The sequence below is a fragment of the Bradyrhizobium tropiciagri genome, assembly GCF_018130545.1.
Lineage (GTDB): Bacteria > Pseudomonadota > Alphaproteobacteria > Rhizobiales > Xanthobacteraceae > Bradyrhizobium > Bradyrhizobium tropiciagri_A.
In genome coordinates, this window is the sequence record NZ_JAFCKF010000006.1 from 549,911 (window position 1) to 571,607 (window position 21,697).

Consider the following 21,697-nt stretch of genomic DNA (forward strand, 5'->3'; position numbering starts at 1 on the left):
AGATTGATCTCTAGCCCGATTTTGATTTCAGCATCGCCGTTGTCAATGGCACAAGCATGATGCCCTTGGAGTCCAGTGTCTTGAGCCAGGCGCCGAGCCGCTCGATCGAGACCGGCAGCGCCGAGGCGACGCCCACGGCCGTGCCGCGTTCCTTGGCGATGGTTTCCAGCTTGACCAGCGCACGGTCGATTTCCGCCGACGTCGGCACCGCGTCGATGGAGAAATCGGCCTTGGCGAACGGCAGCGACTGGCCCGCGGAGAGGGTCTGGGCCACGCTGCGTGGGGTGGAACCGTCGTCGAACCAGCTCAGGCCGCGCTTGGCGGCTTCGCGCACGATCGGCTGCATCACCGGATCGGTCGCGACGAACCGGGCCCCCATGAAATTGGCGATCCCGGCATAGCCCTGCAGGCGGCTCAGGTGCCAATAGAGCCGGTCGAGGTTCTGCTCGCTGCCGAGCGTGGTGAGCAGGGTCTGCGGGCCTGGATCGTTGTCGGGATAGTCGAACGGCTCCATCGGGATCTGCAGCAGTATCTCGTGGCGTTGCGCGCGGGCGCGTTCTGCAAGCTTGGCGGGGTCGGCGCCATAGGGCGTGAACGCCAGCGTCACGGCCGGCGGCAGCTTCATGATGGCGTCGGCAGTCTTGGCGGCGCCGACGCCGAGGCCGCCGACCACGATGGCGACCACCGGCATCCGGGCCGCCTTGGCGCGGTCGGCCTCGGCCGCATAGACCGTGAATGGCTTCAGGCCGTCGGCGACCACGGGGATCATGCCGTAGCGCGACTTTTCCAGCAGGCGCGGGTCGACACCGGCCATCGCAACCGGGGCCACATCGCCTTCCGTCGTCTTGTCAGCCGGATCGCCCGCGCCGATCACGACGTCCTGGCGCTTGCCGCTGGAGCCGTCGATGATGGTGACTGTCCGGGCGTCGCCCGATGCGGGCGGCGCTTTGACGGCGGATTTGACCGCCGGCTCGGCCGGCTGGGCGGCCGGGGCGTGCTTGTCATCGCTGGCTGCGGGCGGGGCATTGCGGAGCGCGATACGGGCCATCGGCTCGCCGCCGAGCGGATTGTCGTTGAACAGCGCGACGCCGACGAAGCCGACCAGCACGAGGCCCAGCAGCACGGCGAGCGCCTGCATCGCCGTGAATGGCAGGCGGATACGGCGCGTCCTGCCCGCGGTCTTCTGCCCAAGCGGCGTGCTCAGTTCGTCGGCCGCTTCTGCCATGACCCTCCCCGAATCAACAGCGCGAACGATACCACGATGCGGTGCATTCCCGCGCACCTGCCACCCCGTCAAAGCACGGTTACGGGTGGACATCCGAAAGCAGAAAGGGCGGCCCGAGGGCCGCCCTTTCGCCTGGACGATTCGATTGAATTAGTTCGCAGACTTGTTGGCCGGCTTGTCGGCGGCGGCCTTGTCGCCGGGCGCCTTGTCACCGGACGGGGCGGCCGGTGCCGGCGTGGCGTTCGAGGTCGACTTGATGCCGTGCAGCAGGTCGTCGGCCATCTTCAGCGCCTTGTCGTCCTTGGCATCCGGCGGGACGTAGGACTGCGAACCGGTCTTCTCGTCACCATCGTTCTTCAGATGGCCGCGCAGCGAGGCTTCGCCCTTGGTGTCGGTGCGCGCCTTCAGCTCTTCCGGCACGTCCTGCAGCACCTCGATATCGGGCACGATGCCTTTGGCTTGGATCGACTTGCCCGACGGCGTGTAATAGCGCGCGGTGGTCAGGCGCAGCGCGCCGTTGCCCGAGCCGAGCGGGATGATGGTCTGCACCGAGCCCTTGCCGAACGAGCGGGTGCCGACCAGCGTCGCCCGCTTGTGGTCCTGCAGCGCGCCGGCGACGATTTCGGAGGCCGAGGCCGAACCGCCGTTGATCAGCACGATGACCGGCTTGCCCTTGGTCAGGTCGCCCGGATGGGCGGCGCGGCGCTGGGTTTCCTCGGCATTGCGGCCGCGGGTCGAGACGATCTCGCCGCGCTCCAGGAAGGAGTCGGACACCGTGACCGCCTCTTCCAGCAGGCCGCCGGGATTGTTGCGGAGGTCGATGATGTAGCCCTTCAGCTTGTCGCCGATCTGGCCCTGCAGATTGGCGACTTCCTTCTTCAGGCCTTCGGTGGTCTGCTCGTTGAAGGTGGTGATGCGGATATAGGCGATGTCGTCGGCCTCGACGCGCGCGCGCACCGAGCGGACGCGGATGTTGTCGCGCACCAGCGTGACGTCGATCGGATTGTCCTGGCCCTTGCGGATGATCTTGAGCTTGATCTTGGTGTTGACCGGACCGCGCATCTTCTCGACGGCCTGGTTCAGGGTCAGGCCCTGCACGGCTTCGTCGTCGAGGTTGGTGATGATGTCGTTGGCCATGATGCCGGCCTTCGAGGCCGGGGTGTCGTCGATCGGCGAGACCACCTTGATCAGGCCGTCTTCCATCGTGACCTCGATGCCGAGGCCGCCGAACTCGCCGCGGGTCTGCACCTGCATGTCGCGGAAGCTCTTGGCGTCCATGTAGCTCGAATGCGGGTCGAGGCCGGACAGCATGCCCGAGATCGCGGATTCGACCAGCTTCGAATCATCCGGCTTCTCGACATAGTCGCTGCGCACCCGCTCGAACACGTCGCCGAACAGATTGAGCTGGCGGTAGGTGTCCGACGTCGCGGCGCGCGCGCTCGATCCCATCAGCACAGCGCGGGGCTGCGTGACGAAAAGCGTCAGGGCCGCGCCGGTGGCGGCGCTAAGGAGAATTACCGAAGTCTTGCGCATCATCCGCGAACCTTTTCGCCTTCATTTGCGGCCCACCATGGACCTGGATCGATTGGAGTGCCGTCTTTCCGGAACTCGACATAGAGCACTGGCTGGCTCGCATTGGTCGCGAGAATGGATGCAACTTGGGACGTCGACCCCATGGTCGCAACCGGCTCCCCCGTAAGTACAAACTGGCCGATGTTTACCGAAATACGCTCCATCCCGGCGATCAGGACATGATACCCGCCCCCGGCATTGAGGATCAAGAGTTGTCCATAGCTGCGGAAAGGACCAGCGTAAACAACCCAGCCGTCACACGGGGTTGTGACCTGCGCCCCCGGCTTGGCTGCCAAAGAAATGCCCTTTTGTACGCCCCCCGCACCGTCGGAACCGCCAAATTCGCGAATCTTGGTGCCATTCACGGGATAGGAGAACAGGCCCTTGGCCGAGGCGAAGGCGACCGCCGGGCTCATGCGGGCGGGGTCCTTGAGCGCCCCCAGATTCGGCTTGCCGTTAACCGTCGCCGGCGCCCCTTGGAGGCTCGCCGTGGCGGCCGCCTTGGCCGCGCTCTTGAGGTCCTGCTCCATCTTGGCAATCAGGCTCTGCAGATTGTCGGCCTGCTTGGCCAGTGCGACGGCGCGGGCGCCTTCCGCCTCCATGTCCTTTTCCGCCGCGCTCTGCTGCCGCTGCCGTTCGTCGACCAGCGCCGCAAGCCGGGTCTGGTCTTCCCTGAGCTTGTCGCGGTCGGCCGCCAGCGCATCGCGCTCGGTCGAGATGGTCTTGCGCAGCGCGACCAGTTCGCCGAGGTCGGCGGCAAGCTTCTCGGCGCGGACCCGCAACTCCGGCACCACGGCGCCGAGCAGCATCGCGGTGCGCAGCGATTGCAGCGCGTCCTCCGGCCGCACCAGGAGTGCCGGCGGCGTGCGCCGTCCGGCGCGTTGCAGCGCAGCCAGCACCTCGATCACGTCGGAACGGCGTGAATCGAGCGAGCTGCGGATCTCGCGCTCGCGGCCGTCGAGCGGCTGCAGGCGGGCCTCGGCATCCGCGATCCGGGTCTCGACGCTGCGCACCTGGCCGGCAATGTCGATCAGCTGCTGATTGAGCTTGCTGCGGTCCTGGCCCATCGCGGCGATGTCGGCCTTCAGCTTCTCCTGCTGCTCGGCCGCCTTGCGCTGCTGTTCGCGCGCGGCCTCGAGCTCCTGCTCGCGCTGCTTGATGGCGTCGGGCGATGTCTCCGCCGTTGCGGCCTGCTGCGCCGGCGGCGCGGATTGTTGCGTGGAAGGCGTCGTTTGCGCATGCGCTGCGGACAGCGGCGTGGCGGCGCAGATCGCGATCGCCAGCGGCAATGACGGCTGCAGCCAGCCGCGGCGCGCGGTGCCGAGATACGAAATCATGTCCCGCTTGTGCTGCATTCGCGTGCGTTCAGCGCTTTCGACTGTCCGTCACCACGCCTTACGCGCGATGATAGGGGTGGCCGGCCAAAATGGTTGCGGCCCGATAAATCTGTTCCAGAAGCATGACGCGGACCATTTGGTGCGGCCAGGTCGCGGAGCCGAATGCAATACGCAACGAAGCCTTGCGCTGCAATTCAGGCGAAAGTCCGTCCGCGCCGCCGATAACGAAGGCCGTATGCGCCTGTCCCTCGTCGCGCCAGCGGCCGAGCTGCTGCGCGAAGCTTGCGCTGTCGATGCTCTTGCCGCGTTCGTCGAGTGCGACCAGCATGTGCTTGTCAGGCAGCAACGCCGCGATCGCCGCGGCTTCTTCCGCGATGCGCGCGGCCGTGTCGCGCGCGCGGCTCTCTGCAATCTCATGAATCTCGAGGCCGCGAAAGCCGAGCTTGCGGCCGATATCCTCGAAGCGCTCGCGGTAACGCTCCGCGAGCTCCCGTTCAGGGCCCTGTTTCAGGCGGCCGATGCAGATGACGACGAGGCGCATACACGCGTTTTCCGGCAAAGTGGAATCCGGTTTGCCGTAGAAAACGCGTCAAGTCCACGACTCGCGCGCCTCCGGGCGCGCGCACAAGCTATATGCGCTGCAGCCGATTCGCATCGGCTTCGATACCCTTTAGACCGCCGCGGCCGCCGGGTTCTGAGTCCACAACCGTTCGAGATTGTAGAACTCGCGCACCTCAGGCCTGAACACGTGCACGATCACCTCGCCGGAGTCGATCAGCACCCAGTCGCAATTGGGCAAGCCCTCGACATGGATGTTCTTGACCCCGTTTTCCTTGAGGCTCTTCGTCACATTCTCCGCGATCGCGCCAACGTGCCGGTTCACCCGGCCGGTGGTGACGATCATGTAGTCGGAGTATGCGGATTTGCCGCGGAGGTCGATGGTGACCGTCTCTTCCGCCTTCATGTCCTCGAGGCGGGAGAGGATCAGGCTCAGCGTCTTGTTGGCATCCGGTTTGTCGGCGTCCGGTTGCGCCTGCAAGGCCGCGGTTTTCGTCGATGTTTTACGCGAAGTCTTGGGAACCTTGGGTAAAACAGACTTTGACAATACAGATGTGGCCAGGGACCATTCCTTTCACTGTATCGCGGGGGCCGAATCCTCGGCACCCACGCACCATACTACGCATGTGGGGTTAATGGTTTCAATATTCCAGTAACCCTTTTGCGCTTCACGCCGTTCTCCAGCTCCCGTCCGGGTTCCGGAGTCCGGTCGAAGACAGATTGGATTTCATTCCTGTCAGGAAGACCCAGGCCGGCGCCTGCTGGTCGGCCAGCCGTGTCGCCTGATTTTCGGGCATGCGATAGCGCGAGAGCGCCTGCGCCGCCGGTGCGGCAAGGGCGCGAAAACTCTGGGGCGGTCGGTCGATCACGGCAATCGGCACATCGGACGCGATGCGCCGCCAATCTTTCCAGCGATGGAATTGCGCGAGATTGTCAGCGCCCATGATCCATACGAAGTGCACGCCGGAGACACGACGGCGCAAGTGGATGATCGTGTCGACAGTGTAGCTGACGCCAATGACAGCTTCGAGACAGCTGATGTCGATGCGCGGATCGTCGGCGACGCGGCGCGCTGCCTCGGCGCGTTCGGCAAGCGCATGCAGGCCGTCATGGTTCTTCAGCGGATTGCCCGGCGTCAGCAGCCACCACACGCGGTCGAGCTGCAATCGCTTGAGCGCGAACAGGCTGATGGCGCGATGCGCGGCGTGCGGCGGATTGAACGAGCCGCCAAGCAATCCGATGCGCATGCCGTTGGTGTAGAACGGAAGCGCCTGCGCTGCGGATAACGGCACGGTGGAAGCTTGCTGCAAGGATCTACCGTGTGCGTGCGACAATGATCACGGTCGTGTCTGCCCGGTGCCGTGGACGCGATATTTGAAGCTCGTCAGCTGCTCGGCGCCAACAGGGCCGCGGGCGTGGAATTTGCCGGTGGCAATCCCGATCTCCGCGCCGAAGCCGAACTCGCCACCGTCGGCGAATTGCGTCGAGGCGTTGTGCAGCACGATCGCCGAATCGACCTCATTGAGAAATCGTTGCGCAGCGGCCGCATCCTCCGTCACGATCGCATCGGTGTGATGCGAGCCGTGATTTTGAATATGCGCAATCGCGGCATCGAGACCGTCGACGATCTTCGCCGAGATGATCGCGTCCTCGTATTCGGTGTTCCAGTCCTCGTCGGACGCGGGCTTCACCCTGGCATCGGCGCCTTGCACAAGGTCGTCGCCGCGCACCTCGCAACCGGCATCGATCAACAACTCGACCAGCGGTTTCAGTTTCGTCGCGGCGGCGTTGCGATCGATCAGCAGGGTCTCGACGGCGCCGCACACACCGGGACGGCGCATCTTGGCGTTCAGCACGACCGATTTGGCCATGTCGAGCTTCGCGCTGGCATCGACGTAGATGTGGTTGACCCCCTCGAGATGCGCGAACACCGGCACGCGTGCTTCGGCCTCGACGCGCGCGACCAGGCTCTTGCCGCCGCGCGGCACGATCACGTCGATGCCACCGTTCAATCCGGTCAGCATCAGGCCGACGGCCGTGCGGTCGCGGGTCGGCACCAGGGTGATCGCGGCCTCGGGCAGGCCGGCTTCGCGCAGGCCCTGCACCAGGCATTCATGGATCGCGCGGCACGAGCGGAAGCTGTCGGAGCCGCCGCGCAGGATCACGGCGTTGCCGGACTTCAGGCACAGCACGCCGGCGTCGGCGGCGACGTTGGGACGGCTCTCGAAGATCACGCCGATCACGCCGAGTGGCACGCGGACGCGCTCGATGGTCATGCCGTTCGGACGCTGCCAGCTCTCGGTGACGGCGCCGACCGGATCGATGATCTCGCGCACGGTCGCAACGCCGTCGGCCATGCCGTCGACGCGCGCCTGCGTCAGGGTCAGGCGGTCGACGAAGGCTGAGGTCATGCCGCCGGCGCGCGCCTCGGCAACGTCCTCGGCATTGGCGGCGAGGATCGCCGGCGCATGGCTGCGGATCGCGCGTTCGATCGCGGTGAGCGCCCGGTTCTTCTGCTCCGCCGGCGCCAGCGCCAGCACGCGCGCGGCGGCGCGCGCCTTGGCGGCGAGGTCGGTCATCAGGGCGGTGAGATCGGCGTTGCCGTCGATCGCCTTCAGGGGGGCACTCATGGAAGTCCCAGCTTTGGATTAAGGCCATGTTCTAGCATGGCAATTGCGGGGTGGCGAGGCGCGGAACCGGCATGGCAGGTGGGCGGCTGGCCGCCCCGCTCGGCCAATGGCCTACACAAGGCCTATTTGGCCGGGATGGCGCCGGCCGGGCCAATCACGAGGTCATCGCGATGGATCATCTCGGACCGGCCACTGATGCCCAGAATGGCCATCACGTCCGGCGAGGAGCGGCCCATGATCTTCTCGGCATTCTCGGCGTCGTAGGCGACCAGGCCGCGGCCGATCTCGTGGGTGTCGGGGCCGCGCACCACCACGGCATCGCCACGGGCGAACTGGCCGTCGACCCGGATCACGCCGGCCGGCAGCAGGCTCTTGCCGGCGCGCAGCGCCGCCACCGCGCCGGCGTCGATGGTCAGCGTGCCCTTCGGCTCCAGCGAGCCTGCGATCCAGCGCTTGCGTGCGGTGACGGGATTGGCCGGAGTGAGGAACCAGGTGCAGCGGCCGCCATCGGCGATCGCCTGCAAGGGGTGCTCGATCTTGCCGGAGGCGATCAGCATGTGGGTGCCGGCGGTGGTCGCGATCTTGGCGGCCTCGATCTTGGTGGTCATGCCGCCGCGCGACAGTTCGGATCCTGCCGAGCCCGCCATCCCTTCGATCTCAGCAGTGATGCTTTCGACCACCGGGATCAGCTTGGCGTCGGGATCGACCGCGGGCGGGGCGGTGTAGAGGCCGTCGATATCGGACAGCAGGATCAGAAGGTCCGCGCTCGCCATGGTGGCGACGCGGGCGGCGAGGCGATCATTGTCGCCGTAACGGATTTCAGTGGTGGCGACGGTGTCGTTCTCGTTGATCACGGGCACCGCGCCCCAATCCAGCAGCTTGGCGATCGTCGAGCGCGCATTGAGATAGCGGCGGCGCTCCTCGGTGTCCTGCAGCGTGACCAGGATCTGCCCGGCGCCGATGCCGTGATCGCCGAGCACTTCCGACCAGATCCGCGCCAGCGCGATCTGGCCGACCGCTGCGGCAGCCTGGCTCTCCTCGAGCTTCAGCTGCCCGCGCGGCAGCTTCAGCCGGCTGCGGCCGAGCGCGATCGAGCCGGACGACACCACCATGACCTCGCAGCCGCGTTTGTGGAGCTTTGCGATGTCTTCGACCAGAGCGGCCAGCCACGATGCACGCAACTCGCCGGCCTGCGAGTCGACCAGCAGCGACGAGCCGACCTTGACGACGATGCGGCGAAAGTTCTTGAGCGCGGGGCGTTTCATGGGTTCGGTCTGGCAGGAAGGTGGAAGCAAGAGGCGCCACGAGGTGGCATGAGAAGTCTGGTGCCGCTCAACCCTGCGGCGGCAGCGTCGCCCACGGCTCCGCCTGGCCGCCCTTGGCCTTGTTGGACACCGGCGCCTCGCCGATCACCTCGACCAGCGCACGCAGCGCGTCCTGCACGCCTTCGCCGGTCACGCCTGACAGCAGCAGCGGCGTCTTCTTCGCGGCCCGCTTGAGGCGGTCCTTCTGCTTCTTCAGCTCGTCCGGCTCGACCGCGTCGATCTTGTTGAGCGCGACGATCTCGATCTTGTCCGCGAGCTGGCCCGCATAGGCTTCGAGCTCGGTGCGCACGGTCTTGTAGGCCTTGCCGGCATGCTCGCAGGTCGCATCGACCAGGTGCAGCAGCACGCGGCAGCGCTCGACATGGCCGAGGAAGCGGTCGCCGAGGCCGGCGCCTTCATGCGCGCCTTCGATCAGGCCGGGGATGTCGGCGAGCACGAATTCGCGGCCGCCGTAGTTCACGACGCCAAGCTGCGGATGCAGCGTGGTGAAGGGATAGTCGGCGATCTTCGGCCGTGCCGCGCTGACCACCGAGAGGAAGGTCGATTTGCCGGCATTGGGCAGGCCGACGAGACCGGCGTCGGCGATCAGCTTCAGCCGCAGCCAGATCCAGCGCTCTTCGCCGGGCGCGCCGGGATTGGCGTTGCGCGGCGCGCGGTTGGTGGAGGATTTGAAATGCGCGTTGCCGAAGCCGCCATTGCCGCCTTCAGCCAGCACGAATTTCTCGCCGAGTTCGGTGAAGTCGTGCAGCAGGGTCTCGCGGTCCTCGTCGAACACCTGGGTGCCGACGGGCACCTTCAGCACGATCGGCTTTCCGTTGGCGCCATGGCGGTCCTTGCCCATGCCATTGGTGCCCTTCTGCGCCTTGAAGTGCTGCTGGTAACGGTAGTCGATCAGCGTGTTCAGTCCGTCGACGGATTCGATGATGACGTCGCCGCCGCGGCCGCCATTGCCGCCGGAGGGACCGCCGAACTCGATGAACTTCTCGCGCCGGAACGCGACGCAGCCATTGCCGCCGTCGCCCGAGCGAATATAGACCTTGGCTTCATCGAGGAATTTCATGATCCGCTCTAGTTAGGACAAGGCGGCCTTTGCGGCAACCCGGAAGCGCCCTGACTTCGGCGAAAAGCCTTAATTTTCGGGCCTTTTTGCGGCCCTGGCTCCTTGTTTGAGCATGATCCGATCGGAAAACCGCTTCACACTTTTCCGGATCATGCTCCTAAGTAGGCCGCCTCCGGACCAGGAATTTCTGCGTCCCCTCCAGCACCAGCTCGCGGCGCTGGTTGTGCACGGTGGAGCGCAAGGTCACGACCCCCGTGCTCTTGCCCGGCGACAGCTCGATCACCTCCAGCGCCGGGTAGATGGTATCGCCGGCATAGACCGGCTTGAGGAACTTGCTCGACTGTTCCAGGAAGCCGACCAGCGACTCCTCGACGACATAGGGAAACAGCCCGGCGCCGGGCGCGGTGTGCACCAGGGTCTGGAAGCCGTGGGCGAGCAAATCAGGCATGCCGCGCGCGCGGCAATATTCCACGTCGTAATGGATCGGGTGGGTGTCGCCGCTCGCGGTCTGGAACGCGGCGAACACCGCCGAGGTCTGGGTCCGGCTTGGGATCACGAAGCGCTCGCCGGGCACGAAATCCTCGAACCAGCGCTGCGCGGGGACCATGCGATGCTGGGTGGGGTCGAACTCGCTCATGCGGCGTTTCCTGCTCTGTTTTTTGAAGGGCCGGCCTATCGGTAGCGCAGCCGCCCGACTGCGACAATTGGCTCGATCCGCTTCTATCGGGGTTGTCCTGCACCGCCACGTCGGTAAAACCGGCGATACGACCGGCCCTGTTCAGAGGCGGCGACAACAAGACAACGATGAGCCTGTTCGCAAAACTGTCCTCCTACGACGATCGATCGGCGCGGCTCGCCGGCATCGGCTTGATGCTGCTGTCGATCTTCATGTTCTCGTTCGGCGACGCGATGGGCAAATTCATCGTCGCCACCTATTCGGTCGGGCAATTGCTCTGGCTGCGCGCCTGCGCGGCGCTGCTCGTGCTGCTGCCGATCGTGTGGAAGCGACGTGCGGATTTCCGGCATCTGGAGCGGCCGTGGCTGCAATTGCTGCGCGTCACGCTGTCGACGCTGGAGGTTGCGGCGTTCTTCCTCGCGACCGTCTATCTGCCGCTCGCCGACGTCATCACCTACTATCTGGCCGGACCGATCTTCGTCACCGCGATGTCGGGCCTCGTGCTCGGCGAGCATATCGGTTGGCGACGCTGGACCGCGATCATGGTCGGCTTCTGCGGGGTGCTGATTGCGCTCAGGCCATCCGCGCAGACCATCAGCTGGCCGGCGATGATCGCGCTCGGCGGCAGCCTGTCGTTTGCGGTGCTGATGCTGATTACCCGCTCGCTGCGCGCGACGCCGGATATCGTGCTGGCGACATCGCAATTCGTCGGCACCTTCATCCTGGGCCTGGTGCTGTCGCCGATCGGCTGGGTGACGCCATCAGCCGGCAGCCTGGTGCTGTTCTTCACCGCCGGCATCATCTCGGTCGCGGCGCTGCTCTGCGTGAACCGCTCGCTGAAGCTCGCGCCGGCGAGCGTGGTGGTGCCGTACCAGTATTCGATGATCGTCTGGGCGGTGATCTTCGGCTTCGTGGTGTTCGGCGACGTGCCGTCCTGGGCCACCATCGTCGGCGCCGCCATCATCATCGCGGCCGGCCTCTACATCTTCGTGCGCGAGCAGCAGTTGGGGCGTACAGACTCCGCGGTCAATCCGCCGGCGTAATGGTGCGCGGCGGGCAAAAGCGTCCCCGCATAATAGCTGTCGTCCCTGCGAAAGCAGGGACCCATAACCACCGTTGCTTGTCGTCACCTACGCTGGAGCCACAGCTCGGCCGAGCAACGACCATTTGTGGTTATGGGTCCCCGCGTTCGCGGGGACGACGACCTTTGTTGTGGTGCGATCGAGTCAGGCGTTGCGCCGGATCGAGTTGTTCCAGCTCTTCAGCGAGGTCCAGACGCCGCGCGACAGGCGGAAGGCGTCGACCGGGCTCGACGAGCCCAGCGCCTCGAAGCGGTGCAGCTCGACGCCGCTCCACTGGAAGCCGCACTTCTCGAGGATGTTGCGCGACGACGGATTGACGACGCGGGCGCCGGCGATCAGCTGGTCGAGATCGAACTCCTCGAAGAAGTAGTCGATCACCGCGCGCGCGGCCTCGGTGCCGAAGCCCTGGCCCCAATAATCGACGCCGAGCCAGTAGCCGAGTTCAGCCGTCTCCTCGCGCCAGTCGATGCCGACCATGCCGACCGGCGTGTGATTGTTCTCGATCAGGAAAACGGTCTCGCGTCCGCCGGCGCCGAGCGCGCGCACGAAGTCGATGGCGTCGTCCTGGGTATAGGGATGCGGCAGGCGGCGGGTGTTCTCCGCGATGCGGCGGTCATTGGCGAGGCGTGCGATGGCTTTTACGTCCGCGAGCGTCGGCTTGCGCAATGTCAGCCGTTCGGTCTCGAGGACGCAAGCTCTTGCCTCGCGCAAGGTCGGCGTCGGGATGTCCTGCAACATGTCGAGCTCCTGTGATGCGAAAAATCGATACGCAACGCTTGGAACGTCACGCGCGGTCGAACCGGATCGCGCGCAACAAAAAGGGGAGGCCGGTCATCCCGCCTCCCCTTGGAGCCCTTTGCGACTCCGCCGGTTCAACAGGACCCGGCGGACTCATGTATGTCCACCGTCTATTCGGCCGCTTCCGCCATCGGGACAACCGATACGAAGGTGCGGCCGTTGGCTTTGGCACGGAACTCGACATGACCCTCGACCTTGGCGAAGAGAGTATGATCGGTGCCCATGCCGACATTAAGGCCAGGATGCCAGGTGGTGCCGCGCTGACGCGCGATGATGTTTCCGGGGATCACGCGCTCGCCACCGAACGCCTTGATGCCAAGGCGCTTGCCCTTGGAATCACGTCCGTTGCGCGATGAACCGCCTGCTTTTTTATGAGCCATAGCTCGTCTCCGACTTCGCTTTGATCTCTAGATCAATTCCTTGACGGAATCATTTCACGTTTTGTCACGCTTCAAATCTGAAAGCGCGACGATCACTTCTTCTCGCTCTTGGCGGCGGCCTTCTTGGCCGGAGCCTTCTTCGCGGCCGGTGCCTTCGCGGGCGCCTTCTTCTTGGCCGCCTTCGGCGCTGCGTCCTCGCCATCAACGTCGGCGGGTGCTGCGACCTTTTCCTTCTTCGGCCGCGGGCCGATGGTCGGCTTGGCGTTATCGGCGAGGATCTCGGTGATGCGAAGCACCGTGAGCTCGTCGCGATAACCGCGCTTGCGGCGTGAATTCTTGCGGCGACGCTTCTTGAACGCGATCACCTTGGCGCCGCGCTTGTGCTGCAGCACTTCGGCCGCAACGGTGGCGCCTGCCACGGTGGGCGTTCCCAGCACCGGCGTGTCACCGCCGAGCACCAGAACTTCGCCTAGCTGCACGATCGTGCCGACATCGCCGGCGATCTTGCCAATCTCGAGTACATCATTCGGAACGACGCGGTATTGCCGGCCGCCGGTTTTGATGACTGCGAACATCGTTTGATTCCTTCGTGTTCGGTTCCGGCCTCGGACCGCTGGTCCGGGTCGGCTTTTTGTTCAGTCGCTATGGGTTATGTGTTTCGCGCGAAGGGAATGAATTCCCAAATGGTCCGCACAAAAACAATCGGCGCGAGAAATCCCCGCGCCGGATGGGCGGACTTATAGCCGCAAACCACGGGGAGTCAAGGTAAAGCAGGGCAAAAACCGGCCAAACATGAAGGGTTTGGCGCGATTTTGGCCCTGATTGGCGGTTCACGCCTGCACCGGGCTGCGGACTCGGCGGGGCGGCGGATGGTCTGGCCGGTTGGCCTGTCGTCGGCAAAGTCCGTTTCGCCGGCAATTTCGTCCATCGAATGGCGCCTCGGGCGGCGCGGCGCCGGACGCAACCAATTGGGTTCCCCGCTGTTAGTGGAGGGAATCCGAAAGTGGGCAGGGCACGCGCGAATGGCCGAAGACGCTGGACTGACGACGGGCATCGCGCACCACGGTGCCGCGCGGCTGCCGTCTGTCGATATCGACAGCTTCAACATCGAGCTGAAGGACGACGAGGGCTTTCTCGGCGATCGCGCCTCCAAGGGCGCGTTCCGCAAGATCTTCGACCGCTGGCGCAAGCCGCTGCGCAAGTCCGGCGAGGACCCGTTCGGCGACGAACCGTCGGACAAGATCAGCAAGAAGAAGCTCGATGAGATGCTGGTCGGCGACGACACCGAGGCCTCCGCGGTCGTGCACAGCGCGATCGAGGAGTTTGCCCAGGAGCTCGCTTATGTGACGCGGCGCTTTCTCAGCACCAAGGCCTGGGCAAAGACCGAGCGTATCGTGGTCGGCGGCGGCTTCCGCGACTCCAGGCTCGGCGAGCTCGCCATCGCGCGCACCGACATCATCCTGAAGTCGGAAGACTTCAAGGTCGACCTGGTGCCGATCCGGTTTCATCCCGATGACGCCGGGCTGATCGGCACGCTGCATCTGGCTCCCTCATGGATCTTCGAAGCCCATGACGGCGTGCTCGCCGTCGATATCGGCGGCACCAACATCCGCTGCGGCGTCGTCGAGACGCGCTGGAAGAAGGCCCCCGATCTCTCCAAGGCCGCGGTCTGGAAGTCGGAGTTGTGGCGCCATGCCGATGACGAGCCGACGCGCGAGGGCGCGGTGAAGCGGCTGGTGAAGATGCTGAAGGATCTGATCGCCGCCGCCGAGAAGGAAAATCTCAAGCTCGCGCCGTTCATCGGCATCGCCTGTCCTGGCGTCATCAAGGAGGACGGCGGAATCGAGAAGGGTGCGCAGAACCTGCCCGGCAATTGGGAGAGCAGCAAATTCAACCTGCCGGCGAGCCTGGTCGAGGCGATCCCGCAGATCGGCGATCATGACACCGCGATCGTGATGCATAATGACGGCGTGGCGCAGGGGCTGTCCGAGGTCCCGTTCATGCAGGATGTCACGCGCTGGGGCGTGCTGACGATCGGAACCGGGCTTGGCAATGCCCGCTTCACCAACCGCAGGAAGGACAACGGCAAAAACGAGAAGGCCGAAGACAAGGACGACGACAAGAACGAGAAAAAGGCCAAAAAAGCCAAGAAAGCCGACGCCTGAGCTGTCGGGATTCGGCGATCGCCCGGTAAGGTTGATCGGTTAGGTTAAGATCGGCTTCGCGTTGCCGTTTTGGCACCGGCCGCTACCGTGGACCGTGTCGCTCCCGCCGACCGGCGAAGCCGCACTTCCCGGCCTGCAATACTGAAAAGCGGCACGGGACCGCCAGTTTTTGTCGCGTCCTGGCGGTCCCACCATTTCTACCTCCAATTGATCCGCCCGAAGAAGCCGGCGATCTCGGCGGCCGCGCGGTCGGGGTCCTCGCGATGCGGGAAATGCCCGACATCGGGGAACATCTTCAGGTCCAGATTGGAGAAGGTCTCGCCCAGCCGGTCGGTCCATGAGTAGGGAAACAGCGGGTCGTGCTCGGCCCAGCGGATGCAGGTCGGCACGTCGATCGGCGGCAGCGCCGGCGCCTCGCCCTGCATCATCCTGACGCGCCCCGCATGTGACGCGCGGTAATGCGCGAAGCCGCCGGCGAGGTTGCCCGGCTTGAAGAAGTTGTCGGCAAGATCCTCGATCACGTCGTCGAACGCGGCCTTGCGATGGGTCCAGTTGTGCAGGAAATGGCCGATATAGGTGCGGCAGCTCTCGCGGTTGGCGCCGACCAGCGCGGGCGCCATCTCCATCTGGTGGAACGACTGGTACCAGATGTGGTTCAGCCGGTCGGGCGCGGCCATGCGCGGGCCGATGCCGGGATAGACGAAATCGAACAAGAACAGCCCGGCGATGCGCTCGGGCGCCTTGCGGGCGAGCGGCTGCATCACGGCGCCGCCGACGTCGTGGCCGACCACGCCGGCCTTGTCGATGCCGAGCGCATCCAGCAGCGCCAGCATGTCGTCGGTATGCTGATCGGGGCCGTAGGGGCCTTGCGGCTTGTCGCTGTCGCCGAAGCCGCGCAGGTCGGGCGCGATCAGGGTGTAGCGGTCGGCGAGGCGCGCCATCACCGGCTTCCAGGTCAGCCAGAACTCCGGCCAACCGTGCAACAGCAACAGCGGCCGGCCGCTCCCGGTCCGCGCGACGTGGAACGCCGCACCGTTGGCTCGAATCGTCACATGCTCCATGGTCCGCTCCTGCTCGTTCTGGTTCGCCCGCGCGCCGATCGAACCAGGGCCGTCCTGCTAGCGCGTTGTTTCCGCGCGCTTTCTTGCGTCGTCCCGGCGCTTCGGTGGCGCCCGGCGCCGGTGCCGGAAATATTATTGCAGCGCCTTGTCTGTCCCGCCAACCTCGCCTAGAACACGCCCCGACCGCGGGTGGCGCAAATCACCCGGACCACTGGAGAGGTGGCAGAGTGGTTGAATGCACCGCACTCGAAATGCGGCATAGGTGCAAGCCTATCGGGGGTTCGAATCCCTCCCTCTCCGCCACTCACGACCCAGAAATCGAGCCCGCCATAGCATCCGGCTGCGCCGGACCAAGAGGACGCGGCTGGCCGTTACCCCAGTTCGCGGCGCGTAACGGCAAGCCAATGACATGGCGTGCTGGCCGTTCAAGGGCGCGATCAATTCGGCAATCCCGTCACATCAGGCAAATTGTGCAGCTTGTCGGGATTGCGGGTCACGTAGACCGCAACGACTCGTTCGCTCTCGATATGCAAGGCTGTCGTTTGAACGAGGTCGTCCTCGATGGTGATGAAGCCCGGCAACCCGTTGATGATCACGTAGCGGATCAAGCGTGAAGGATGCACGGCGAAGAGGCGCGCGAGCCCTGCGAAGCGCTCCATCGCGGCTTCCAGTCCGACCAGAGGTCGCGTCGGAGCCGGGACCTGGCCGCCGCCATCGGCATAGACCACGACATCTTCGGCGAGCATTGCGCGCAACGCGGCGAGGTCGCCGGTGCGTGTGGCCGTGAAGAAGGCGTTTGCGAGCCGCAGGCCTTCTTCATTGCCGACGACGAAACGCGGCCTGGCATCGTGGATGTGCGCGCGGGCGCGGCTGGCCAACTTGCGGCAGGTCGCGGCCTCGCGGCCGATCGTCTCGGAAACGGCATCGAAGCCCAATCCGAACACGTCATGCAGCAGGAAGGCCGCGCGTTCCAACGGCGACAGGCGCTCCAGCGCGATCATCAGCGGCAAGGTGAGATCGTCGGCCGCTTCCGCCTCCTCGGGGTCGAAGAAGGGTTCGGGGAGCCACGGTCCGACATAGGCCGCTCGCCTGCGTCGCGCGGATTTCAATTCGTTCAGGGATAGACGCGTGACGATGGTGTGCAGGAGAGCCCCGGGATCACGGATCTGGCCGCGGTCCGCGGCGAGCCAGCGCACCCAGGCGCTGTGCACGACATCCTCCGCGTCGGCGACCGAGCCCAGCATCCGATAGGCGAGGCGCACCAGGCGCGGCCGCAGCTCGGCGAAGATTTCGGCTGCCGACGTTTCGTCCTTCATGACGCAGCCCGCACTGGCGCCGAGGCCGCGTCGCGGCCACGCGCAAACTGCAGCGCCGTCTTCGCCACCCTCTGCCCCAAATGACGCGCGGTCGCGAGATCGGATTCGGGAGGTGCAGTGTCTGCGCCCTCGTCGGTGTTCGATTGCGCGCCGGCTCCGAGCCAGAACCCCAGCCTGTTCGGATCGGCGTCCGATCCCGATGCGGAGTTGTTGCCCGGCGGCAGGTCGAGATTGATCCAATGCATCCCATGCTGGGCGGCGAACAGCGCAAGCTGGATCAGGGTGGACAATTTGTCGCCGGCGTGTGCCCCCGAATTGGTGAAGCCCGCCGCGAGCTTGTCCTTCCACCGATAGCCCTTGGACATCACGGCTCCTGAAGTCGCCTCCTGAAAGGCTTTGAAGGCTGCGGAGGCGGCGCCCATGTAGGTCGGCGTGCCGAAGATCAGGGCCTCCGCACCCATCAGTCGATCCCAGTTCTGCTCGACGCTCTCGACAGGCACTAGCAGCGCCTCCGCGCCATCGATATCCCCAACGCCGGACCTGACGGCCTCCGCCTGACGCCGGGTATGGCCGTAAGCGCTATGATAGACGATCGCGATCAGGGTGTTACCGCCACCGGTTCCGATATTCTGCATGGTGTCCTCTGCTGCTGCCATTGCAGAAGCTAAGACAAGGCAGGGCGTCGAAACGTGACCTGCCTCGGAACTTTCGTCCGGCGGATGTTGCCCAATTGACCGCTGCTCAGGCTGGAGCGCAGGCCGGCTGGCTACTGTGCATGGGGTTGTTTTCGACATTTTGGCGGGAGCCGGGTCGGTAACCTTAATTTTCTGTTTCGATTGTCGGTAAAATTTTATCGATTATCCTCCTGATCATTGAGCGGCGTGACGAACCGCACGATGAGAGGCACCAGCCGAGAGGCTGCACAACCTCTCTGAAATCGAAGGGTGCGCAGAGCGCAGTGCCAGCCACCTTTCGGGCTGTCCGGCGGCGGCCGGCGGGGCAAATCAATTTTGAAATGCATTGGATTGCCAGGTTGCGGCGCATATCGCGCCGCATGATGCTTCTCAATTGGGATGTTCCAAGATGACGCTCGCGTATTTTTTGATCGCGGTCGGCGGCGGCTTTTTGCTGCTGGCTAGCTTCGTCGCATTTGCCCTTTGGCGAAACGCACTGCATTCGACGGCGCGGATTTAGCAACAGGCGAGATTGAGTTCCGACGGCCTTGCTCAGGGGGACGAGCGAGGCTGGCGGACGGCCGCACCGCCGCGCGGCCTGACAGCCGAGCACCGCGCCTTACAACCTGCCCCGCAAGGCGACGCGTGCTCGGCTGTTCATTTCCTGATCAGCCTTGGTTGGTTGATCTCTCCGCATCACCTCCACGAAGCGAGCTCGAACCTGCGCGTGATCGCGATCGCCTCGAGGAACGCTTCATCGTGGCTGACGACCAGCAGCGCGCCGTCATGGGCGCGCAACCCGGCCTCGACCGCTTCCATCGATTCGATGTCGAGATGATTGGTCGGCTCGTCGAGGATCAGGAGCGGCGGCGGCGTTGGGCCACCCAGCACGCAGGCGAGGCCGGCGCGCAGCAACTGGCCGCCGCTGAGGCTCGATACGGCTTGCAGGGCAGCATCGGCGCGAAACATGAAGCGCGCCAGCGCGGCGCGGCAGGCATTCTCGCCGGCATCCGGATTGATGCGCCGGAAATTATCCAGGATCGAGGCCTGTGCATCGAGCAGGCTGACCGCCTGATCGAACATCGCAAAGCGGGTCAGCACCTCAACGCTGCCGCGCAACGCGGTCAGCTCGCCGCTGACGAGCTTGAGCAGCGTCGTCTTGCCGGCGCCGTTGGGGCCTGTGATCGCGACGCGCTCCGGACCTGAGATGGAGAAGGTGAGATCACGCAGGATCGGCGCGTCCGCGGCATAGCCGGCATCGGCCGCTTCGATCCGCAGCATCATCCTGCCCGCCGGCAGCTGCGTCGTCGGCAGTTGCACCGAGAACGGTTGCAGCACCTCGATGCGCTGGCGCGCGGTGGTGGCCAGTTCGACCGCTTGGGTCCGCCGACGCTCGGCGAGGCGGGCCTTCTCGCCGCCGGTATCCTCGCTGCGATCCCGGCGCAGCCCCGCGGCGATCCGCGGTATGTCGCCCTTGGCGCTTTTCCTGGCGCCGGCGCCGTCCTTGCGCGCTTGCCGTTCGGACGTTTCCCTCGCCCTGCGGTCGATCTCGGCGACGCGCTTTTCGGCATCGGCCAGATCGTGGCGTGCGGCGGACAGCTCGATGGCCTTGCGCGCGCGGTACTGGCTCCAATTGCCGCCATAGCGTCGGGCCTCCAGCGAGGTCAGCTCGACGATCGCATCCATGGTCTCCAGCAGCGCGCGATCATGGCTGACGATGATGGCGCCATGCCGCCAGCCGGCGAGCAGGTCGATCACCGCCTGGCGTCCCGCGCGGTCGAGATTGTTGGTGGGCTCGTCGAGCAGCAGAAAGTCGGGCTCTGCAAAAGTCAGCGCGGCGAGACGCGCCCTGGTGGCTTGTCCGCCGGACAGCATCGCCAGCGGCGCGTCAAGCACGTCGCTCAGTCCGACCTGCGCGAGCGCGGACGCGATGCGCGTGTCGAGCGTCCAGTCGATCTCCGCAATCTCCTCTGTGCTCGCAAGGCCCTGTTCGGCCCGGCGCAATGCCGCGAGCGCATCGCGCGCGTCGAACAGATCGATGACGCATTGATCCGGCTGCACCTGCACCGTCTGATGCAGCATCGCGACGCGTCCCTGCACCGAGACCGTGCCGGAATGCGGCGTGCGCCGGCCTGCGATCAGGCCGAGCAGCGTCGTCTTGCCGACGCCGTTGCGGCCGACAAGGCCGGTCCGCTCGGGACCGAAGCTGAGATCGATGTTGGAAAGAAGAACCCGGCCGTCAGGCGCGGACAGGGTCAGATGGGAGAGCGTGATCGATGCTGGCATGGATATCCCCGTGGGCAAGGCTGATGGGCATTGCGGTCAGGGTGAAATCCATGGTCGTCGGCATCCTCAGGGATTGATGATTGAATTGATGTAATCCCGTATTGAGCCGGGATCAAGGCGCGAAGCCGAACGTCACGCGGCTTCGGCGAAGGTCCAGCGGTCCGGATCGGGCGTGCGACCGATCAAGGCGAGACCATAGGCGATCGATTCGAACTGATCCGCCGAGGTCAGCCGGCTCTCGCCAAAGCGCTCGGCGAACAGGCGCTGCACCGCCGGCACGAACGAGGTGCCGCCGGTCAAAAACACCTTCTCGACGTCGCGCGCGGTGATGCCGGATTTCGTCAGCGCCTCGTCGACGGTCGCGCCGAGTCGTTCGATGTCGTCGGCGATCCAGGATTCGAAATCGTTGCGCGTCACGGTCGCGCCGATATCGATGCCTGCGCGGGCGAAGCGGAACTCGACCCGGTCGTTACTCGATAGCGCGACCTTGGTGTCGGACACGGCGCGATACAGCGCGAAGCCGAGATCATGGTCGACGATGGTGATGAAATCGTTCAGCGGTGCCGGATCGAGCGCGGTACGGGCGAGCTGCTGCAATTCGCGCAAATCGCCATTGCCTCGCATCATCGCGAGCTGGTGCCAGCGCGCCAGGCTCGAATAATAGTGGTTGGGGATCGGCAGCACCTTGTCGAACGAGCGGTAGTTCGTGCCCTTGCCGAGCCGCGGCGAGACGATGTGGTCGACGATGCGGTAGTCGAAGGTATCGCCGGCGATGCCGATGCCGGAATGTCCCAGCGGTTCGGCACGCAGCACGCCGCCCTTGCGCGAGAACCGCATCACCGAGAAGTCGCTGGTGCCGCCGCCGAAATCGGCGACCAGCACGGTGGCGTCGTGGTCGAGGCTGCGCGCAAAGGAGAACGCCGCGCCGACCGGCTCGTAGACATAGCGCGCGTGGCCGGCGCCGAGCCGCTCGAACGCGGCGCGGTAACGCTGCATCGCGAGCTCGTCGTTGGGATTGCCGCCGGCAAATTTCACCGGGCGGCCGACCATGATGGTCGGCGCGCCCAAATCGAAGCCGTCGCCGGCATGGCGTGTCAGCGTGCGCAGGAACGCCGCCAGCAGATCCTCGAACTTGTAGCGCTGCCGGAAGATCTGGGTGGTGTTGAAGGCCGAGCTCGCCGCAAACGTCTTGAACGACTGGATGAAGCGATGGATCGTGCGTCCCTCGAGGAACTGCTCGATCGCCCACGGACCGCCCTCGGCGCGCGGATGCAGGCCGGCGCCCGGCCGATCCTCCCAGAAGCACAGCGCGGACACATAGACGTTATGCGTGCGGCCGCCATGGTCGAAGCGGATGGCTTCGACGCGGCCGTCGGCATCGGACAGCGCGACCACGGTGTTGCTGGTGCCAAAATCGACGCCAATCGAGACGGCGGGCGGGGCGCTCGACATGTCATGCTCGGAATATGATGTGAAAGGGGGCGGACCTTTAGCGGCTTTGGCCGGGCTTGCCAACCCTTCTCGAGCTCGCGGAACTCATTTCGAGCGCGGT

Annotated in this window: 20 protein-coding genes and 1 tRNA gene; 3 read left to right on the forward strand and 18 right to left on the reverse strand. The window is 65.3% G+C overall.

Annotation, left to right across the window (positions count from 1 at the left end; genetic code table 11):
• Nucleotides 1–10 precede the first annotated feature (10 nt).
• From JQ616_RS27790 to JQ616_RS27835, 10 genes are all read right to left on the reverse strand, one after another.
• Complete coding sequence (locus JQ616_RS27790) at nucleotides 11–1,225, reverse strand: divergent polysaccharide deacetylase family protein (protein WP_212020053.1); 1,215 nt, start codon at nucleotides 1,223–1,225, stop codon at nucleotides 11–13.
• A 150-nt stretch (nucleotides 1,226–1,375) separates the two neighbouring features.
• A complete protein-coding gene (locus JQ616_RS27795) occupies nucleotides 1,376–2,761 on the reverse strand; it encodes a S41 family peptidase (protein ID WP_212020055.1) in 1,386 nt (461 codons plus the stop codon).
• Nucleotides 2,758–4,134, reverse strand: coding sequence for a murein hydrolase activator EnvC family protein (locus JQ616_RS27800; RefSeq protein WP_249137304.1), 1,377 nt, complete (start codon nucleotides 4,132–4,134; stop codon nucleotides 2,758–2,760). The genes JQ616_RS27795 and JQ616_RS27800 overlap by 4 nt, the downstream gene beginning before the upstream one ends.
• Before the next feature lie 58 nt (nucleotides 4,135–4,192).
• A complete protein-coding gene (rlmH, locus tag JQ616_RS27805; RefSeq protein WP_212020059.1) occupies nucleotides 4,193–4,675 on the reverse strand; it encodes a 23S rRNA (pseudouridine(1915)-N(3))-methyltransferase RlmH in 483 nt (160 codons plus the stop codon).
• 129 nt (nucleotides 4,676–4,804) lie between these two features.
• Nucleotides 4,805–5,173, reverse strand: coding sequence for a ribosome silencing factor (rsfS, locus tag JQ616_RS27810; protein ID WP_212020061.1), 369 nt, complete (start codon nucleotides 5,171–5,173; stop codon nucleotides 4,805–4,807).
• 187 nt (nucleotides 5,174–5,360) lie between these two features.
• Nucleotides 5,361–5,984: a nicotinate-nucleotide adenylyltransferase gene (locus JQ616_RS27815; RefSeq protein WP_212020194.1), complete on the reverse strand. Its 624-nt coding sequence runs from the start codon at nucleotides 5,982–5,984 to the stop codon at nucleotides 5,361–5,363.
• Nucleotides 5,985–6,029: 45 nt separating this feature from the next.
• A complete protein-coding gene (locus tag JQ616_RS27820) occupies nucleotides 6,030–7,322 on the reverse strand; it encodes a glutamate-5-semialdehyde dehydrogenase (protein ID WP_212020063.1) in 1,293 nt (430 codons plus the stop codon).
• 122 nt (nucleotides 7,323–7,444) lie between these two features.
• The gene (proB, locus tag JQ616_RS27825) at nucleotides 7,445–8,587 is read right to left on the reverse strand and encodes a glutamate 5-kinase (RefSeq protein WP_212020065.1); all 1,143 of its coding nucleotides are present in this window, start codon (nucleotides 8,585–8,587) and stop codon (nucleotides 7,445–7,447) included.
• Between the two features lie 67 nt (nucleotides 8,588–8,654).
• The gene (gene obgE / locus JQ616_RS27830; protein WP_212020067.1) at nucleotides 8,655–9,707 is read right to left on the reverse strand and encodes a GTPase ObgE; all 1,053 of its coding nucleotides are present in this window, start codon (nucleotides 9,705–9,707) and stop codon (nucleotides 8,655–8,657) included.
• Nucleotides 9,708–9,864: 157 nt separating this feature from the next.
• Nucleotides 9,865–10,344: a MaoC family dehydratase gene (locus JQ616_RS27835; protein WP_212020069.1), complete on the reverse strand. Its 480-nt coding sequence runs from the start codon at nucleotides 10,342–10,344 to the stop codon at nucleotides 9,865–9,867.
• 167 nt (nucleotides 10,345–10,511) lie between these two features.
• Between JQ616_RS27835 and JQ616_RS27840 the strand changes: the two genes are divergently transcribed.
• Nucleotides 10,512–11,426, forward strand: coding sequence for a DMT family transporter (locus tag JQ616_RS27840; RefSeq protein WP_212020071.1), 915 nt, complete (start codon nucleotides 10,512–10,514; stop codon nucleotides 11,424–11,426).
• A 183-nt stretch (nucleotides 11,427–11,609) separates the two neighbouring features.
• Here the strand turns inward: JQ616_RS27840 and JQ616_RS27845 are convergent, their stop codons facing one another.
• The 3 genes from JQ616_RS27845 to rplU all read right to left on the reverse strand — a co-directional run bounded on the left by JQ616_RS27845 (nucleotide 11,610) and on the right by rplU (nucleotide 13,218).
• Nucleotides 11,610–12,203 carry a GNAT family N-acetyltransferase gene (locus JQ616_RS27845; protein WP_212020074.1) on the reverse strand — a complete coding sequence of 198 codons (594 nt, stop codon included), beginning with the start codon at nucleotides 12,201–12,203 and terminating at the stop codon, nucleotides 11,610–11,612.
• Between the two features lie 170 nt (nucleotides 12,204–12,373).
• Nucleotides 12,374–12,643, reverse strand: a complete 270-nt coding sequence (gene rpmA, locus JQ616_RS27850; protein ID WP_212020076.1) for a 50S ribosomal protein L27 — start codon at nucleotides 12,641–12,643, stop codon at nucleotides 12,374–12,376.
• 92 nt (nucleotides 12,644–12,735) lie between these two features.
• Nucleotides 12,736–13,218, reverse strand: a complete 483-nt coding sequence (gene rplU, locus JQ616_RS27855) for a 50S ribosomal protein L21 (protein ID WP_212020078.1) — start codon at nucleotides 13,216–13,218, stop codon at nucleotides 12,736–12,738.
• A gap of 447 nt (nucleotides 13,219–13,665) precedes the next feature.
• Between rplU and JQ616_RS27860 the strand changes: the two genes are divergently transcribed.
• Nucleotides 13,666–14,808 carry an ROK family protein gene (locus JQ616_RS27860; RefSeq protein ID WP_212020080.1) on the forward strand — a complete coding sequence of 381 codons (1,143 nt, stop codon included), beginning with the start codon at nucleotides 13,666–13,668 and terminating at the stop codon, nucleotides 14,806–14,808.
• 197 nt (nucleotides 14,809–15,005) lie between these two features.
• Here JQ616_RS27860 and JQ616_RS27865 read toward each other — a convergent pair whose 3' ends face one another.
• Nucleotides 15,006–15,869 (reverse strand): alpha/beta fold hydrolase, encoded by an 864-nt coding sequence (locus JQ616_RS27865; RefSeq protein WP_212020082.1) that lies wholly within the window; start codon nucleotides 15,867–15,869, stop codon nucleotides 15,006–15,008.
• Nucleotides 15,870–16,082: 213 nt separating this feature from the next.
• Here JQ616_RS27865 and JQ616_RS27870 point away from each other — a divergent pair.
• Nucleotides 16,083–16,172, forward strand: a tRNA-Ser gene (locus tag JQ616_RS27870).
• A 134-nt stretch (nucleotides 16,173–16,306) separates the two neighbouring features.
• Here the strand turns inward: JQ616_RS27870 and JQ616_RS27875 are convergent.
• From JQ616_RS27875 to JQ616_RS27890, 4 genes are all read right to left on the reverse strand, one after another.
• Nucleotides 16,307–17,185 carry a sigma-70 family RNA polymerase sigma factor gene (locus tag JQ616_RS27875; RefSeq protein ID WP_212020084.1) on the reverse strand — a complete coding sequence of 293 codons (879 nt, stop codon included), beginning with the start codon at nucleotides 17,183–17,185 and terminating at the stop codon, nucleotides 16,307–16,309.
• On the reverse strand, nucleotides 17,182–17,820 hold the full coding sequence (locus JQ616_RS27880; RefSeq protein ID WP_212020086.1) for a flavodoxin family protein: 639 nt from the start codon (nucleotides 17,818–17,820) through the stop codon (nucleotides 17,182–17,184). The genes JQ616_RS27875 and JQ616_RS27880 overlap by 4 nt, the downstream gene beginning before the upstream one ends.
• Before the next feature lie 735 nt (nucleotides 17,821–18,555).
• On the reverse strand, nucleotides 18,556–20,145 hold the full coding sequence (locus JQ616_RS27885) for an ABC-F family ATP-binding cassette domain-containing protein (protein WP_212020088.1): 1,590 nt from the start codon (nucleotides 20,143–20,145) through the stop codon (nucleotides 18,556–18,558).
• 132 nt (nucleotides 20,146–20,277) lie between these two features.
• Nucleotides 20,278–21,597, reverse strand: coding sequence for an Hsp70 family protein (locus JQ616_RS27890; RefSeq protein ID WP_212020089.1), 1,320 nt, complete (start codon nucleotides 21,595–21,597; stop codon nucleotides 20,278–20,280).
• Between the last annotated feature and the right edge of the window lie 100 nt (nucleotides 21,598–21,697).

Coding starts and splice junctions, on each gene's coding strand:
- rpmA (WP_212020076.1), bottom strand. CDS start 12,643: ATGGCTCATAAAAAAGCAGGCGGTTCATCGCGCAACGGACGTGATTCC.
- JQ616_RS27875 (WP_212020084.1), bottom strand. CDS start 17,185: ATGAAGGACGAAACGTCGGCAGCCGAAATCTTCGCCGAGCTGCGGCCG.
- JQ616_RS27835 (WP_212020069.1), bottom strand. CDS start 10,344: ATGAGCGAGTTCGACCCCACCCAGCATCGCATGGTCCCCGCGCAGCGC.
- JQ616_RS27860 (WP_212020080.1), top strand. CDS start 13,666: ATGGCCGAAGACGCTGGACTGACGACGGGCATCGCGCACCACGGTGCC.
- rlmH (WP_212020059.1), bottom strand. CDS start 4,675: ATGCGCCTCGTCGTCATCTGCATCGGCCGCCTGAAACAGGGCCCTGAA.
- JQ616_RS27840 (WP_212020071.1), top strand. CDS start 10,512: ATGAGCCTGTTCGCAAAACTGTCCTCCTACGACGATCGATCGGCGCGG.
- JQ616_RS27800 (WP_249137304.1), bottom strand. CDS start 4,134: ATGATTTCGTATCTCGGCACCGCGCGCCGCGGCTGGCTGCAGCCGTCA.
- rplU (WP_212020078.1), bottom strand. CDS start 13,218: ATGTTCGCAGTCATCAAAACCGGCGGCCGGCAATACCGCGTCGTTCCG.
- JQ616_RS27820 (WP_212020063.1), bottom strand. CDS start 7,322: ATGAGTGCCCCCCTGAAGGCGATCGACGGCAACGCCGATCTCACCGCC.
- proB (WP_212020065.1), bottom strand. CDS start 8,587: ATGAAACGCCCCGCGCTCAAGAACTTTCGCCGCATCGTCGTCAAGGTC.
- JQ616_RS27845 (WP_212020074.1), bottom strand. CDS start 12,203: ATGTTGCAGGACATCCCGACGCCGACCTTGCGCGAGGCAAGAGCTTGC.
- JQ616_RS27865 (WP_212020082.1), bottom strand. CDS start 15,869: ATGGAGCATGTGACGATTCGAGCCAACGGTGCGGCGTTCCACGTCGCG.
- JQ616_RS27885 (WP_212020088.1), bottom strand. CDS start 20,145: ATGCCAGCATCGATCACGCTCTCCCATCTGACCCTGTCCGCGCCTGAC.
- JQ616_RS27790 (WP_212020053.1), bottom strand. CDS start 1,225: ATGGCAGAAGCGGCCGACGAACTGAGCACGCCGCTTGGGCAGAAGACC.
- JQ616_RS27795 (WP_212020055.1), bottom strand. CDS start 2,761: ATGATGCGCAAGACTTCGGTAATTCTCCTTAGCGCCGCCACCGGCGCG.
- obgE (WP_212020067.1), bottom strand. CDS start 9,707: ATGAAATTCCTCGATGAAGCCAAGGTCTATATTCGCTCGGGCGACGGC.
- JQ616_RS27880 (WP_212020086.1), bottom strand. CDS start 17,820: ATGCAGAATATCGGAACCGGTGGCGGTAACACCCTGATCGCGATCGTC.
- JQ616_RS27890 (WP_212020089.1), bottom strand. CDS start 21,597: ATGTCGAGCGCCCCGCCCGCCGTCTCGATTGGCGTCGATTTTGGCACC.